The sequence below is a fragment of the Agathobaculum sp. TL06 genome (genome assembly GCF_054658635.1).
In genome coordinates, this window is the sequence record NZ_BAAGGY010000006.1 from 123595 (window position 1) to 138010 (window position 14416).

The 14416-nt window shown below is 59.7% G+C and carries 14 protein-coding genes, 1 rRNA gene and 1 pseudogene; 7 read left to right on the plus strand and 9 right to left on the minus strand.

Annotation, left to right across the window (positions count from 1 at the left end; translation table 11 throughout):
• Window positions 1-37 precede the first annotated feature (37 nt).
• Window positions 38-970, plus strand: a complete 933-nt coding sequence (locus ACYQ3S_RS05255; RefSeq protein WP_459687653.1) for an AEC family transporter — start codon at window positions 38-40, stop codon at window positions 968-970.
• Between the two features lie 42 nt (window positions 971-1012).
• On the opposite strand, the gene ACYQ3S_RS05260 is transcribed toward ACYQ3S_RS05255, so the two are convergent.
• Window positions 1013-2032 carry a hypothetical protein gene (locus tag ACYQ3S_RS05260; protein ID WP_459687654.1) on the minus strand — a complete coding sequence of 340 codons (1020 nt, stop codon included), beginning with the start codon at window positions 2030-2032 and terminating at the stop codon, window positions 1013-1015.
• Complete coding sequence (locus ACYQ3S_RS05265; RefSeq protein ID WP_459687655.1) at window positions 2025-2591, minus strand: sigma-70 family RNA polymerase sigma factor; 567 nt, start codon at window positions 2589-2591, stop codon at window positions 2025-2027. Before ACYQ3S_RS05265 ends, ACYQ3S_RS05260 begins: the two co-directional genes overlap by 8 nt.
• An 84-nt stretch (window positions 2592-2675) precedes the next feature.
• On the opposite strand from ACYQ3S_RS05265, the gene ACYQ3S_RS05270 reads away from it, so the two are divergent.
• A complete protein-coding gene (locus ACYQ3S_RS05270; protein WP_459687656.1) occupies window positions 2676-3518 on the plus strand; it encodes an aldo/keto reductase in 843 nt (280 codons plus the stop codon).
• Window positions 3519-3795: 277 nt separating this feature from the next.
• On the plus strand, window positions 3796-5271 hold the full coding sequence (abc-f, locus tag ACYQ3S_RS05275) for a ribosomal protection-like ABC-F family protein (RefSeq protein WP_459687657.1): 1476 nt from the start codon (window positions 3796-3798) through the stop codon (window positions 5269-5271).
• A 4-nt stretch (window positions 5272-5275) separates the two neighbouring features.
• On the opposite strand, the gene ACYQ3S_RS05280 is transcribed toward abc-f, so the two are convergent.
• The gene (locus tag ACYQ3S_RS05280) at window positions 5276-5809 is read right to left on the minus strand and encodes a zinc ribbon domain-containing protein (protein WP_459687658.1); all 534 of its coding nucleotides are present in this window, start codon (window positions 5807-5809) and stop codon (window positions 5276-5278) included.
• A 162-nt stretch (window positions 5810-5971) separates the two neighbouring features.
• On the opposite strand from ACYQ3S_RS05280, the gene tsaE reads away from it, so the two are divergent.
• Genes tsaE through ACYQ3S_RS05300 form a run of 4 tightly spaced genes read left to right on the plus strand, consistent with a single transcriptional unit; the run spans window position 5972 to window position 8377 of the window.
• A complete protein-coding gene (tsaE, locus tag ACYQ3S_RS05285; RefSeq protein WP_459687659.1) occupies window positions 5972-6397 on the plus strand; it encodes a tRNA (adenosine(37)-N6)-threonylcarbamoyltransferase complex ATPase subunit type 1 TsaE in 426 nt (141 codons plus the stop codon).
• Window positions 6394-7095 carry a tRNA (adenosine(37)-N6)-threonylcarbamoyltransferase complex dimerization subunit type 1 TsaB gene (tsaB, locus tag ACYQ3S_RS05290; protein ID WP_459687660.1) on the plus strand — a complete coding sequence of 234 codons (702 nt, stop codon included), beginning with the start codon at window positions 6394-6396 and terminating at the stop codon, window positions 7093-7095. The genes tsaE and tsaB overlap by 4 nt, the downstream gene beginning before the upstream one ends.
• A 26-nt stretch (window positions 7096-7121) precedes the next feature.
• Complete coding sequence (gene upp, locus ACYQ3S_RS05295; RefSeq protein WP_147574309.1) at window positions 7122-7751, plus strand: uracil phosphoribosyltransferase; 630 nt, start codon at window positions 7122-7124, stop codon at window positions 7749-7751.
• Window positions 7752-7804: 53 nt separating this feature from the next.
• Window positions 7805-8377 (plus strand): GNAT family N-acetyltransferase, encoded by a 573-nt coding sequence (locus ACYQ3S_RS05300; RefSeq protein ID WP_459687661.1) that lies wholly within the window; start codon window positions 7805-7807, stop codon window positions 8375-8377.
• Between the two features lie 41 nt (window positions 8378-8418).
• Here the strand turns inward: ACYQ3S_RS05300 and nrdG are convergent, their stop codons facing one another.
• The 6 genes and pseudogenes from nrdG to rrf all read right to left on the minus strand — a co-directional run bounded on the left by nrdG (window position 8419) and on the right by rrf (window position 14283).
• Complete coding sequence (nrdG, locus tag ACYQ3S_RS05305) at window positions 8419-8928, minus strand: anaerobic ribonucleoside-triphosphate reductase activating protein (protein ID WP_459687662.1); 510 nt, start codon at window positions 8926-8928, stop codon at window positions 8419-8421.
• A pseudogene (gene nrdD / locus ACYQ3S_RS05310) lies at window positions 8928-9071 on the minus strand (anaerobic ribonucleoside-triphosphate reductase); the annotation flags it as partial. The gene nrdG and the pseudogene nrdD, both read right to left, overlap by 1 nt.
• Before the next feature lie 60 nt (window positions 9072-9131).
• Complete coding sequence (locus ACYQ3S_RS05315; RefSeq protein WP_459687663.1) at window positions 9132-11465, minus strand: anaerobic ribonucleoside triphosphate reductase; 2334 nt, start codon at window positions 11463-11465, stop codon at window positions 9132-9134.
• A 348-nt stretch (window positions 11466-11813) separates the two neighbouring features.
• Window positions 11814-12512, minus strand: coding sequence for a P-II family nitrogen regulator (locus ACYQ3S_RS05320; protein WP_459687664.1), 699 nt, complete (start codon window positions 12510-12512; stop codon window positions 11814-11816).
• The gene (locus tag ACYQ3S_RS05325) at window positions 12505-14037 is read right to left on the minus strand and encodes a DUF1538 domain-containing protein (RefSeq protein ID WP_459687665.1); all 1533 of its coding nucleotides are present in this window, start codon (window positions 14035-14037) and stop codon (window positions 12505-12507) included. The genes ACYQ3S_RS05320 and ACYQ3S_RS05325 overlap by 8 nt, the downstream gene beginning before the upstream one ends.
• Before the next feature lie 129 nt (window positions 14038-14166).
• A 5S ribosomal RNA gene (gene rrf / locus ACYQ3S_RS05330) occupies window positions 14167-14283 on the minus strand.
• Window positions 14284-14416: the final 133 nt, after the last annotated feature.

The following is a 14416-nucleotide window of genomic DNA, read 5'->3' on the forward strand; positions in this document are numbered from 1 at the left end:
TTGTCTTGCCCCAACCCACCAAGGAGGGAAAACGCCCATGCAAATCAGCCTGATCCTGATGCGGGAGATCGTCCAGCTGTTCATCATCCTGCTGATGGGCTACATCATCGTAAAGGCAAAGCTGCTCCGTCCGGAGGACAGCCGCAGCCTGTCGGTCGTCATGGTATACCTGCTCACGCCCTGCGTCATCATCAACGCCTTTCAGGTCGAATACACGCCGCAGGTCATGGCCGGGCTTATCTTCTCCTTCGCCATTTCGATCGCGGCGCACATCCTGTTCCTGCTGCTCACCCGCCTGCTTGCCGGTCCGCTGCAGCTGGATGTGATCGAACGCACCGCCGTTATCTACACCAACGCGGGCATCCTGGTCATCCCGCTTGTGAACGCGCTGCTCGGTCCGGAATACGTCATTTATTCCTGCGCGTTCATCGTGGTGCAGCAGGTGCTGATCTGGACGCACTGCCGCAGCCTGCTCTGCGGCACGCGCGGCATGGAATGGCGCAAGCTTTTCCTGAACGTCAATATTATCGCCATTGTGGCCGGCTGCGCGCTGTTCCTGCTGCGCGTGCCGCTGCCCGCCCTTATCAACGACACCCTGGGTACGCTGGGCGATATGTTCGGGCCGCTGGGCATGCTGCTGGCCGGCATGGTCATCGCGGACACGCCGCTGCGGCGCCTGTTCACCACGCCGCGCAATTATCTGCCCGTGCTGCTCCGCCTGCTGGCCTTTCCGCTTGTGACCGTGCTGCTGCTGCGGATTTCCGGCGCGGCCGGCTGGGTCGCGGACGGAAAGAATATCCTGATGATCGTCTATCTCGCCTGCATCACCCCCGCCTGTGCGACCGTGACCTCGCTCGCGCAGCTCTACGACCGCAACGCCGCGTATTCCAGCGCGCTGTATGTGCTGACAACGCTGCTTTCCATCGTGACTATGCCGGTGATGATTGGAGTATACGACGCGCTGATATGAGGATATGGCAGGAAAAAGCCGCCCGTTGGGCGGCTTTTTATGTTATGCGATCGCGATCTCCTGTCCGGCGAAGACCACGGCCTGCACATCGTCTGCGGAGATGTGGCCAAGGCCCTTGTTAAAATCCCAGAATTTCATGAATATCCTTGTTCCGCCGGCATGATCTATGATGCGGTTTTGATACGGCAGTTTTTCTCCGGTTTTCAGCAGCAGGTAGGTATTCTCCTTATCCCCTGCAAACAATGCCTCATTTGCGCCGCTCCACTCTGCGAAAACATCCAGTGCAGAAAAACGCAGCGTATCCAGACGCACCGTACCTGCCGCCGTCTGTATGGATCGTCCCACGGCCAGCGTTTCGCCCGTATCCTCCCGCGCTACCGGGACTGTGAAACGCCATGTGCCGTCAATCACATGTGTCTGTGTCCCCGCAGTATCCTCCCAGTAGCCCAGCCCCTGAAGCAGCACGGTAATCGTTCCATCCAAAGGAAATTCCTGCGCGCTCAGGCTCATAATAAATTCCTGTTTGTTGTCGTCTGGATTCACATCGGTCAAAAAGTAATATTGCGCACGTTTCCATACTTTTTCCAGCTGGTGCATCTGTTCCGCATAACCGGGGATGACAAAATCCGCTTCCTCAAACCAGATCCGTGCGCCGCTGATGCCCTCTTCCGTATCACCTTCGTACTGCGCTGCCTGCCACGGTACACCATCATCACGTGATACCATACCTTTGATGTAAACCATAACGGTATCACCGTAAATTTCATCCAGAGTAACGGTATACCCCGCGTCCGACTGGCTAAGGTGCAGCGGCGTGCCTTCATTCGTCTGCTCCCAGCTCGTCATAGTCTGGCGGATGTTGTCACGGATCACCTGTACCGCAAAGCATCCGGACACCATTACCGCTGCAACGGCTGCAGCCGTGATAAACATTTTTCTTTTTCGCACGCTCCGGCTCCCCTTTCCTTTTATTGCGATTTGAATCATGCGGGCCTTGGACGCCCCCGGCAGTGCCGCGCCCGCCATGCGCCGGTCGATTGCGCGTTTGAGCTTGTCATCCATCGTCGTCCCATCCTTTCAGCTTCTCCCTCAGTTGCGCCCGTGCGCGGCGCAGACGGGTGGACACTGTGTTTTCCTTTTCCCGGAGCAGCGCCGCGATCTCCTGCACAGTCATTTCCTGCCAATAGTACAGCAGTACCGGCTCGCGGTACTTGGGCGCGAGTGCGAGCACCTGCCGCAGAACCTCGTCGTCCTGCGGCTCCGCGTCGGGCGGCGCGGGAATGTGCTCGAGCAGCGCCTCTCCGTCCAGCCGCTTGCGGTACCAGTACAGCCGCCGGTAGTCGCGGCACACGTTGACCGCGATCCGCGTCAGCCAGGTCTTTTCGCCCGACCGCGCCGCAAAGTGTTCCAGCCCGCGCCACGCCTTGAGCATCGTATCCTGCACGGCATCCTCGGCCAGATGCGGGTCGTGCAGCAGCAGTATGCACAGGCGGTACAGGCTGTCCCCGTACTCCTCCATCAGCCGCGCCAGCGCGGCCTTCCGCTCCTGTTCGATGCCGCTCCCTCCTTTCCATCTGTCTATTAGACGGATGACCGCCGCTTTTCCGTTCAAGCACGGCAAAAATCTTTTTTCCCGCCGCCGGATATGGTATACTGAACCTGTTACAATGTAGCATACCCACTCTCTTCTGACAAGGATGTGTGAATGATGGAAAACTTTACGTTATCCAACGGCGTGTCCATTCCCGCCGTTGGCTACGGCACTTATCTTGCGGACTGCGACAGCGCCGCAGTCGTCGAAAACGCCCTGCGCGCGGGCTACCGCCATTTTGACACCGCTTCCTTTTACGGCAACGAGGCCGAGTTAGGGCGCGCCCTCCAACAATGCGGCGCGGCGCGCAGCGCGCTTTTTCTGACCTCCAAGCTGTGGAAGACCGAGCTGGGCTACCGGCAGGCGCTCGACGCCTTCGAGCGTTCTCTGGAAAAGCTCGGCACGGACTATCTCGACCTGTACTTGATCCACTGGCCGCGGCCGGACGACCTCACCGCGGAATGGGCCGAGCTGGACCGCGGCACCTGGCGCGCCCTGGAGGAGCTATACCATGCGGGCCGCGTGCGCGCGATCGGCGTGAGCAACTTCCTGCCCCACCACCTGCGCAGCCTGATGGAAACCGCAGAGATCACGCCCATGGTCAATCAGATCGAATTCCACCCAGGCTACCCGCAGACCTGGAACGTCGAGTTCTGCAAGGCGCACGGCATTCTGCCGGAGGCGTGGAGCCCGCTCGGCCGCACGCGCGTGCTGGACGATCCGTTCCTGCGCGAGCTGGCGGCCGGATACGGAAAGTCCGTCGCGCAGCTCTGCCTCCGCTTTGCCCTGCAGCGCGGTGTGCTGCCGCTGCCCAAATCCTCCGCGCCGGAACGCATGGCGGCCAACCTCGACGTTTTCGATTTTACGATATCGGACACGGATATGGACCGCATCCTCACCCTGCCGCAGTTCGGCTGGTCCGGCCTGCATCCGGACTTCCCCAAGCGGCAGCCCTGAACGGGCGCAGCCGGCCGCATACGCGGCCGGCTGCATTTTTGCTTGACAAGCCGCGCGGAATGCGGTATACTGACCGCGTAAAATAAATGATTTGAGGTGGAAAGATGAAATAAGCTCTTCTTGCAGGATTCATTGGGCGGGCAGGCCGCTTTGGTTTGCCGCACCCGCTTGCAGGAGCGCTTATTTTGTCTTTGCCGCCTTTTTCTGCGCCTTTTTGCGCGTGGGAAGCGGTCTGCGTCGTCCTGCACCGTTTTTCATGCGTGGGAGGTGCATTTTTATGTCTGTCATCGAAATTTCCAATCTGACCTTTGCCTATGAGGGCAGCTATGACGCTATCTTTGAGAACGTTTCCCTCCGGCTGGACACCGACTGGCGGCTCGGTCTGGTCGGCCGCAACGGGCGCGGCAAAACGACGCTGCTGCGGCTGCTCCAGGGCGCGCTGCCCTGCGGCGGCGCGGTCCGCTCCGCCGTGCCGTGCGACTATTTCCCTTTTCCCATCCCCGACCCGCGCAAGGACGCGATCGGTGTGGTCGAGGACGTGCAGCCGGATTACGAATACTGGCGGCTCGCGCGCGAACTGCACCGGCTGGCGCTGTCGGACGAGATCCTGTACCGGCCGTTCCGCTCGCTGTCCGGCGGCGAACAGATGCGGCTGCTGCTCGCGCTGCTGTTTGCGCGTGAAAACCGCTTCCTGCTGATCGACGAGCCGACCAACCATTTGGACGCGGAAGCCCGCGAACTGGTGGCGGATTACCTGAAAAGCAAGCGCGGCTTCCTGCTCGTCTCGCATGACCGCGCGTTCCTGGACGGCTGCGTCGATCACATTCTTTCCATCAATAAAGCGGATATTGCGCTGCAAAAAGGCAATTTTTCGTCCTGGTTTGCTAATAAAGAACAACAAGACGCTTTTGAGCTGGCTGAAAACGAGCGCCTGCGCGCGGATATCCGGCGGCTGGATGAAGCGGCCAGGCGCGCCGCCCGCTGGTCGGACCGGACCGAGTCCGAAAAGCACGCGCGCAACAGCGGCCTGCGTCCCGATCGGGGCTATATCGGCCACAAGGCCGCCAAGATGATGCAGCGCGCCAAGTCGCTGGAAGCGCGGCGGCTGGAGGCGGCGGAGCAAAAGGCGGGGCTGCTGCACAACGTTGAACGGGTGGACGACTTAAAGCTCCACCCGCTCTCCTACCGCGCGCAAACGCTTGCCGAGCTGACCGACGTGGCCGTGCAGTACGGCGGCGCGCCGGTCGTTGCGGGCGTGCGCCTTGCGGTGACGCGCGGCGCGCGCATCGCGCTCACCGGACGCAACGGCAGCGGCAAATCCAGCCTGCTCAAACTGATCGCCGGTCAGGATATCCCGCACACCGGCACGGTGCGGCTGGGCAGCGGGCTGACCGTGTCCTATGTGCCGCAGGACGCGTCCTTCCTCTCCGGCAGCCTGACCGGCTATGCCGACGCCTGCGGCGTGGACCGCACGCTGTTCCTCGCCATCCTGCGCAAGCTGGACTTTGCCCGCGTGCAGTTTGAAAAGGATATGGCAGATTACAGCGCCGGGCAAAAGAAAAAGGTGCTGCTTGCCCGCAGTCTCTGCGAGCAGGCACACCTGTATCTGTGGGACGAGCCACTCAACTATATCGACGTGTTTTCCCGCATGCAGATCGAGCAGCTCCTGCTCGCGTACCAGCCCACGCTGCTGTTTGTCGAGCACGACCGCGCGTTCTGCGAAAAGATCGCCACCGAGACTGTGCGGCTGTGACCGTTTACCGCTCCAGCCGTCCCCCGCAGCGGGGACAGTGTGCTTCCCCGCCGTCCAGGGGCTTTCCGCAGTGCGGGCAGCGCATCCATAGGCACGCGATGCCGGCTTCGGCCAATAGGTAGCCGCCGATCAGTACGGCCAGCGCGGGCCGCTCCCAGGCGGCATAAGGGCTGCATGCCAGCGCGAGGAACACCGGCACGGAAAGCGCCCAGCGCAGGCGCGCCGCCCACACATGGCTGCGCAGCAGCTTTGCCGAGGCGGGCGGCTCGCAGTCCTGTCGGATACGGCCGCAGTCTTCGAGCAAGGAGCCGCAGTGCGTGCAGTACCGCGCGCCGAACTTCAGTCCTTTGCCGCAGTACGGGCAGCGGTAGCCGGCGAGCAGCACCACCGCACCCGCGGCCGCCAGCAAGAGAGCGCCCCCGATCGTCCACGGCGTTTCCCACGCGGGCCAGTCGTGCCGGAGCACGGTATACAGCAGCACTGCCAACGCCGCCGCGAGTAGGCCAAGCCCTGCGATCTTCGCCTTTTTGAAACCCATGCCGTGTCCCTCCCCTGTTTTTGCTTCCAGTATAGCATCCCTGTGTTAAATCCGCGGTACGGTGCGCGCAAAATTCCGGTAAAACGCCGCGCCGGCCTGCGCCTTGCCATTTGCGTCCCGCCGTGGTATGATAGTCAGAGAATGTATAGAAAAGGTGTTTTGATGGAATATATCACCCACTCCCCCGAGGAGACCGAAGCCCTCGGCGCAGAATATGCGCGGTCGCTGCGCCCGGGCGACGTGGTCGCGTTTTCCGGCGACCTGGGCGCGGGCAAGACCGCGTTCACGCGCGGCGTGCTGCGCGGCCTGGGGTACGAGGGCCGTGTGACCAGCCCGACCTTTGCGATCGCCAACGAATATGACACGCCCGCCGGACGTGTGGCGCATTTCGACCTGTACCGCATCCTGAACAGCGAGGCGCTGTTCGAAATCGGCTTTGACGAATATCTGGACGGGAGCCGCATCGTGCTGATCGAATGGAGCGAAAATGCGGCCGATATTTTGCCGGATTCTTATAAAACCGTGCATATTTCGTACGGAAATGCCGAAAACGACCGAACGGTCACGATTGGGGAGGTATCCGCTTGAAGATACTTGCATTCGAATCCTCCGCGGTCAGCGCGTCCGTCGCGCTCATCGAGGAGGAGCGGCTGGTCGCACAGTCCTTCCAGAACTGCGGCCTGACGCACTCGCGCACGCTGCTGCCCATGGCGGAGGACCTGCTTGCCAACTGCGGCGTATCCCTGGACGAGATTGACGCCATCGCGGTCGCACACGGCCCCGGCTCGTTCACCGGCGTGCGCATCGGCGTGGCGACGGTCAAGGGGCTTGCGCTCGGCGCGGACAAGCCCTGCGTCGGCGTATCCACGCTGGAAGCGATGGCCTGGGGCGCGCGGGCGCTCGGCGGCCCGCTCTGCTGCGTGATGGACGCCCGCGCCGGACAGGTGTACAACGCCCTGTTCACGGCCGAAAACGGCGCGCCGCGCCGTCTGTGCGGCGACCGTGCGCTGCGGCTGGCCGATCTGGGCGAAGAAATCGGCGAAGCGCCGTATTTTCTGGTTGGAGACGGGGCCGATCTATGTTATAATACCCTTAAGGAACGATGCCCCGGCCTGCGTCTTGCGCCGCCCGAATTGCGCTACCCCACAGGCTTCGGCGTGGCGGCCGCCGCCCTGCCGCTTTTGAAGGCGGGCCAGACCTGCACGCCGCAGGCGCTCGACGCCTTTTACCTGCGCCGCCCACAGGCGGAACGGGAGCGTCTCAAACGGCTTTCCGGTCAACAATGAATTTCAGAATAAAGGAGACAACGATTATGGCAACCGTTCATGAAATGGATCATCCGCTGATTAAGCATAAGCTCAGCCTGATGCGGGACAAGACCACCGGCGTTAAGGAGTTCCGCGAGGCGGCCCGTGAAATCGCGATGCTGATGTGCTACGAGGCCACCCGCGACCTGCCGCTCAAGGAAATCACGATCGAGACGCCGGTTTCCGAGGCGCGCGTACAGGTGATCTCCGGCAAGAAGATCGCGCTGGTCCCCATCCTGCGTGCCGGCCTCGGCATGGTGGAGGGTATGCTGGAGATGATTCCGGCTGCCAAGGTCGGACACATCGGCCTGTACCGCAATCCGGAGACGCTGCAGCCGATCGAGTACTACTGCAAGCTCCCGAACGATATTGAGGAGCGCGACGTGCTCCTGCTCGACCCCATGCTCGCCACCGGCGGCTCCGCGGTCGCCGCGATCGACGGGCTCAAGCGCCGCGGCGTTAAGCACATCAAGCTGATGAACCTGATCGCCGCGCCGGAAGGCGTCGAAACTGTTCAGAAGGCGCATCCGGACGTCGAGATCTTTGTTGCCGCCATCGACGACAAGCTCAACGACCACGGCTATATCGTACCCGGCCTGGGTGACGCGGGCGACCGCATCTTCGGCACCAAGTAAAAACAAAAAAATGGTGCGGCTTTTGCCGCACCATTTTCATGGGAGCTTTTCAAATGGAAGAAATTCAGCATTATGAGATCGAGTCCGACCGCCTGCGTTTCCGGCGGCTGCGCGCGGATGATTTTGCCCTTGTCGCCCCGATCCTGCAGGATGCGCAGACCATGTATGCTTGGGAGCATGCGTTTTCCTATGAGGAGGTCTGCGACTGGATCGCCGGCATGCTGCGCCGTTACCGAGAGGACGGCTGCGGCTATTTTGCCGCGCTGAGCCGGCAGACCGGCGCGCTGGTCGCGCTCGCCGGCCCTCTGGTCGAGCAGCTGCAGGAGCGGGCTGAGATCGGGATCGGCTATATCGTCCGGCGCGAGCTGTGGGGGCAGGGCTACGGCGTGGAATGCGCCCGTGCCTGCATCCGCTATGCGTTCGGCGCACTCGGCGCGGCGCGTGTGGTTGCGACCATCCGGCCCAACAACCTGCCCTCCCTGCGCGTTGCCGCCCAATGCGGGATGCAGGCCGTCGGGCAGATCAGCAAGCATTACCGCAGCAAGGACATGCCGCATATCGTCTGCGCGATCGGCCAGCCGCTGCCGGAGGAACAAGCGACGGTCGGGGACAGCGCCGGCGCCTGAAAGTCAAACCAAAACCCGCCTTTTCAGGCGGGTTTTCTTCATTAACGGTATTGCTCCGCCCACACCGGCGCCTGCTCCGCAAGCGACCGAGGGACATCCAGCACGCGCTGGTTTTCGCTGCCGCGAAACCGCAGCTCGATATTGCGTTCGGCCTCGATAAACCGCCCGTCCACCAGCAGGTCAAGCTGGGAAAGCAGCTTTTTCACAAAGGGGTCGGGCAGTTCCAGAAGCTCTTCGAACGTATAGCCGGAATACGCCATCAGGTGCTTCCCCTTTTTCTTCAGCTCGACCGCCAGCCGGTACAGCGGCTCGGGCTGGCAGAACGGCTCGCCTCCGGAAAAGGTCACGCCCTTTACCAGCGGGTTTTTGCACATATCGCGCAGCAGGGCTTCCAGCTCCATATCCCTGCCGCCCGCAAAATCGTGCGTCTGCGGGTTGTGGCAGCCCGGGCAATGGTGCGGGCAGCCTTGTGTGAACAGGGTATAGCGGAAGCCGGGGCCGTCGACAATCGACTCCCCGACCGTACCCGCAATGCGTATGGAACCTTCCATTACGCCGTATGCTCCTCTTCCAGCGAGCAGCACGCTACCGTATGCTTTACACGGTCATGCTCCTCCGCGCGCTTGGCGTTATTGAACCGGTCGAGCGTGCCGACCAGATAGCCCGTGATGCGGCGGATACGCTCAAAGCCGACGCCCTCGCCGATCAGCTGCTCCTGCATTACCTTTTCTTCCATAACCGTACGCTTCCTTTCTTAGTCCTTGACAATTTTCAATGTATTGGGCTGACGGTCGGCTTCCTCCGCGGGATCGCCGTGGTAGCCGAGCGTCATACTGTTCAAATTCTTGTAAAGGCCGAGCTTCTGCAGCTTGGAAAGCGGCACGCCCTCGCCCTCATGCCGTCCGCAGCGTGGGCAGGTTTCACCGATGATACCGGTATAGCCGCACACGGGGTCGCGGTCGATCGGATGGTTGATCGCGCCATAGCCGATGCCCGCCTCTTTCATCGCGCGGACGACCGCCTCAAACGCCTCCAAATTCTGCGTCGGGTCGCCGTCCAGCTCGATATAGCTGATGTGGCCGCCATTGGTCAGCTCATGGTAGGGCGCCTCCCGCACAATCTTTTCAAACGCCGAGATCGGATAATATACCGGCACATGGAACGAATTCGTATAGTAATCCCGATCGGTCACGCCCTCGATCTTTCCGTACTTCTGGCGGTCGATCTTGACGAAGCGGCCGGACAGCCCCTCCGCCGGCGTCGCAATCAGGGAGAAATTCAGGCCGTATTTTTCGCCCGCCTTATCCACCCGCTCGCGCATGTGGCTGACGATCTCCAGCCCCAGGTTCTGCGCTTCGTCGCTTTCGCCGTGGTGCTTGCCGATCAGCGCCTTGAGCGTTTCCGCCAGGCCGATGAAGCCAAGCGTCAGGGTGCCGTGCTTGAGCACCTCGCCCACCGTATCGTCCGGTCCGAGCTTGTCCGAGTCGATCCATACGCCCTCGCCCATGAGGAACGGATAATTGCGCACCTTTTTCGCCGCCTGTATCCGGAAGCGGGCCAGCAGCTGATCGAATACCAGATCGATTTTCCGGTCGAGATCCTCAAAGAACCAGTCGATGTCGCCGTGGCTGCGGATCGCGATACGCGGCAGGTTGATCGACGTGAACGACAGGTTGCCGCGGCCGGTGACGATCTCGCGCGTGGGGTCATACCGGTTGGCGATCACGCGGGTACGGCAGCCCATGTAAGCGCATTCGGTTTCCGGATGGCCGGGCTTGTAATATTTGCGGTTGAACGGCGCGTCCAGGAACGAGAAGTTCGGGAACATCCGCTTGGCCGACACGCGGCAGGCCAGCTTGAACAGGTCGTAGTTCGGGTCGGTCTCGTTATAATTGATCCCTTCCTTGACCTTGAAGATGTGGATCGGGAAGATCGGCGTTTCGCCGTTGCCCAGTCCCGCCTCGGTCGCCAGCAAAAGCTGCTCGGTCGCCAGGCGCCCCTCGGGCGAGGTATCCGTGCCGTAATTGAGCGAGGAAAACGGGATCTGCGCGCCCGCGCGGGAATGCATGGTATTGAGATTATGTACCAGCGCCTCCATAGCCTGATAGGTGGCCTTACGGGTTTCCTTATCCGCGTATTTGCGGGCGAAGCGCACGCACTTGGCCGCTGCCTCCGTGCCAAGGTTCTCCCCCAGCGCGGCGGTCAGAGCCTCGTCATAGCCGTTTCCGCCCGCCAGGCAGGCCCATTTGCCGGTCTGGCGTTCGAGCCGCTCGGTCAGCGCCGCGGCATCCACCTCATTGTTCTCATCCGCGCCGTATACTTCCAGCGCTTTCGCCAGGTTGTCGCGGAACAGCTTGCGGAAGGTCTTCTTGACCCCGGGCGCCATCGAGTAGTCGAAGTTGGGAACGGACTGTCCGCCATGCTGGTCATTCTGGTTGGACTGAATGGCGATGCAGGCCAGCGCGGAATACGAACGGATATCGTTCGGCTCGCGCAGGAATCCATGCCCCGTCGAAAAACCGCCGGAGAACAGCTGCAGCAGGTCGATCTGGCAGCAGGTTGTTGTCAGTGTCAGAAAATCCAGGTCGTGGATATGGATATCGCCCTCGCGGTGCGCCTTGGCGTGCGCAGGGTCGAGAATAAACATCTCATAGAACTGCTTGGCACCCTCCGAACCATACTTGAGCATGGTACCCATCGCGGTATCGCCGTCGATGTTGGCGTTTTCGCGCTTGACATCGTTTTCGAGCGAGGACTGGAAGGTCAGATCCTCGTACACCTTCATCAGCTTGGTGTTCATCTCGCGCACGCGTGTGCGCTCATTCCGGTAGAGGATATACTTTTTTGCCGTGCGGGCATGTCCGTTTTTAATCAGCACCTTCTCTACCGTATCTTGTATCTGCTCAACGGTAGGGATCTCGTCTCCAGCAGCGGCTTCCAGCGCTTTTTCCACCTGTCCGGCCAGATCGCGCGCCATTTCATAGTCCTGGCCGCCCGACGCCTGCGCCGCGCCGAAGATCGCGCTTGCAATCTTATCGATTTCAAAGGGCGCGCGGCGGCCGTCCCTTTTGATGATCTGCTGGATCATATTCGCTGTCCCTTTCCTTTTCGCCGCCGTTTGCGGCGCTTACTAAGTTTCGTAGTGTTTTTTATTTTTCTGCACCATATATTGTGCCTGTATTTGATATTTTACCCCTATCCCTATACAATGTCAAGCCCATTTCGGCTTTTTGGCAGAATCACAAGAAATCAGCAATTTTTCTTGTTGCATTTTCTAATCTTTTCTTTTTTCCCCTGTGGACCATGTGAATAATCCCCTGTGGACAACCTGCCGCCTGTGGATAAAGCTGTGTTCGCGGTGTGGAAAGCTGCCGGAAGACGCAAAAACGCCCACACCATATATTACACAATATATAGTGCAGGCGCTCTGTTCGTTTTAATCCGCCAAACCGATCGCGTTGGATACCGGAAGCGACAGGACAATGCCGTGGCTTTTTGTTTTCATGCCGACCGCTTTCATAATAGCGGTCATGATCTCCTGCTTCTCCTCGCCCTTGACCACGAGGAAAACGATCTCCTTTTCCGCCTGTATCTCGATGCCGAAAAACTGCTTGACCTCATCCTCCGCGATGCCGCGGGCGGAGATCACCGTACCGCCGCGGGCGCCCGCTTTCCGCGCGACGTCCATGACCAGATTGGTATATCCCTGCTCCATGACGACTGCGACTACGTCGAAACCGTCCTTCTTTTCCACTCTGTCCATCTCCAACACCTCCGTTTGTTCTGCCTGTGTCAGCAGCTTGTGCCAACGCACACCGATCCCTGTGACCGGCACCGAAAAAGCGATGCCGCGGCCAGGGTAACGCATTTTCAGCTCATAGCCGAGCCGTTCCAACAGATGCTGCGCCAGTTGATGCCCTGCAAGGCACATCACAATCGCTTTCGATGTTTCGCCCAGACCGAGCAGGTCAAGCATTTCCGTGCGCGCGGTACCCCGCGCCATGCACTCAAAGCTGACCAGCGCGTGATTTTCCCGATAAACGCGCAACACGCTCTCAGCCTGCGCCGTATCGACCACCGCGACAACAAGCTCGACTGCGCTGTGTATCGTCATCTGGGGCTGATACTCACTCATGCAGCGTATCCTCCTGTAATACGATGATTTCATCCTCATCCTCTGCGGCGGGCAGTTCCTCCTCCGCTTCGGCAAGGCGTTGCTTCTTCCTATATAGAATACCAAGAATTTGTATCGTAAGCAAGGGGGTCATTGCAACCATCGCCACAATTCCAAACGCATCGGTCAATACATTGCCGCCCATCGCCTCACACGCTCCCATTGCAAACGGCAGCAGGAAGGTCGTCGTCATCGGTCCGGAGGCTACGCCGCCGGAGTCGAACGCGATACCGGTGAATATTTTGGGTACCAGGAAGGTCAGCCCCAGCGCGACCGTATAGCCCGGCACCAAAATCCAGTAAATTGATAGCCCTGTCAGCACACGCAGCATGGACATGCCGACCGAGCAGGCCACGCCGATGGAAAGGCTCAGCATCATAGCGCGCTGGGATACCGCGCCGTTCGTAATCGTCTCTACCTGTCTGTTCAGAACATGTACTGCGGGTTCGGCCGTGACCAGGAAATAGCCGATCAGCATGCCAAGCGGCACCAGCAGCCAGCTATGTCCCCCGCCGGCGAGCTGTTGTCCCAGGAAATGACCGGCCGGCATGAAGCCGACGTTTACACCGGTCAGGAACAGTGCCAGCCCAACAAAGGTATAAATAAAGCCGACGCCGATCTTCTGCAGCTGCAGCCGGCGAAAACGCCGGAAAACAAGCTGGAATATCGCGCAGAAAACGATAATCGGGAAAAGCGCGGAGCATACCTCTTTAATATATTCCGGCAGGTCGTGCAGGAATACCAGCGCTACCTGCTGTGTGTCCTGCACCTCCGGCACCGTGACCGGCGTATAGCTGGGATCGCCGCCGCGGTAGAAAATCCCCAGTAGCAGCACGGCCAGAATCGGCCCAATGCTGCACAGCGCGACCAAACCGAAGCTGTCGTCCTGCGCGTCACGGTCACCACGGATGGAGGCCAGGCCGATACCGAGCGCCATGATGAACGGAACCGTGATCGGGCCGGTCGTCACGCCGCCCGAGTCGAACGCCACCGAAACAAATTCGTTGGGAACAAAAATAGAAAGCACGAAAACGCCTATGTAAAACACAATCAACAGATTCGCCAGCCGGATCTTGAACAGGGTGCGCAGCATGGCAATCACGAAGAACAGGCCGACGCCAACCGCTACCGTCCAGATCAGCATGGCATTAGGGATGGATGGCACCTGCTCCGCCAAAACCTGCAGGTCCGGCTCTGCAATCGTGATAAGAATACCAATCAGCAGCGTAATACCGATAACGATCGCCAGATTTTTCGTTTTCGGCAGCTGCGCGCCGATGCCTTCGCCCATAGGCGTCATAGAAACATCCGTACCGAGCGAAAAAAAAGCCATCCCAATAATCAAAAGCACCGCGCCTGTCAAAAAGAGAATCAACGTCCCGACAGGCATAGGCGCAACTGTAACGCTAAGCAGCAAAACGATCACTGTAATGGGGAGTACGGAAGACAGCGACTCCATCAATTTCTCTTTCAGGATTTTGTTCATTCACATTCCTCCAGCATTATCTTAATGTAATCTTAATATTATCATACCAGAAAAATACGTTCCACGCCAGCGGCCAGGATCAATCTTAACAAAAACAAAACGCCAACCCTTAACGGATTGGCGTTTTCATGTGCGCGTTGAGTTATCTTCCCGGGCCGTCGCCAGCCAAGTATTGTCACCGTAAACGAGCTTAACTACTGTGTTCGGAATGGGAACAGGTGTACCCTCGTCACCATTAACACGCACTATTCAGGTTTACACCCTGAAAACTGAACAATAACAACTCACAGCAAAGAGTACGAGGATTACCTCTAATATGAGGTCAAGCCCTCGGCCTATTAGTATCAGTCCGCTGCATACATTACTGCACTTCCACTCC

Coding starts and splice junctions, on each gene's coding strand:
- ACYQ3S_RS05325 (WP_459687665.1), bottom strand. CDS start 14,037: ATGAACAAAATCCTGAAAGAGAAATTGATGGAGTCGCTGTCTTCCGTA.
- ACYQ3S_RS05300 (WP_459687661.1), top strand. CDS start 7,805: ATGGAAGAAATTCAGCATTATGAGATCGAGTCCGACCGCCTGCGTTTC.
- ACYQ3S_RS05320 (WP_459687664.1), bottom strand. CDS start 12,512: ATGAGTGAGTATCAGCCCCAGATGACGATACACAGCGCAGTCGAGCTT.
- upp (WP_147574309.1), top strand. CDS start 7,122: ATGGCAACCGTTCATGAAATGGATCATCCGCTGATTAAGCATAAGCTC.
- ACYQ3S_RS05270 (WP_459687656.1), top strand. CDS start 2,676: ATGATGGAAAACTTTACGTTATCCAACGGCGTGTCCATTCCCGCCGTT.
- abc-f (WP_459687657.1), top strand. CDS start 3,796: ATGTCTGTCATCGAAATTTCCAATCTGACCTTTGCCTATGAGGGCAGC.
- ACYQ3S_RS05260 (WP_459687654.1), bottom strand. CDS start 2,032: ATGGATGACAAGCTCAAACGCGCAATCGACCGGCGCATGGCGGGCGCG.
- ACYQ3S_RS05315 (WP_459687663.1), bottom strand. CDS start 11,465: ATGATCCAGCAGATCATCAAAAGGGACGGCCGCCGCGCGCCCTTTGAA.
- tsaE (WP_459687659.1), top strand. CDS start 5,972: ATGGAATATATCACCCACTCCCCCGAGGAGACCGAAGCCCTCGGCGCA.
- ACYQ3S_RS05255 (WP_459687653.1), top strand. CDS start 38: ATGCAAATCAGCCTGATCCTGATGCGGGAGATCGTCCAGCTGTTCATC.
- ACYQ3S_RS05280 (WP_459687658.1), bottom strand. CDS start 5,809: ATGGGTTTCAAAAAGGCGAAGATCGCAGGGCTTGGCCTACTCGCGGCG.
- nrdG (WP_459687662.1), bottom strand. CDS start 8,928: ATGGAAGGTTCCATACGCATTGCGGGTACGGTCGGGGAGTCGATTGTC.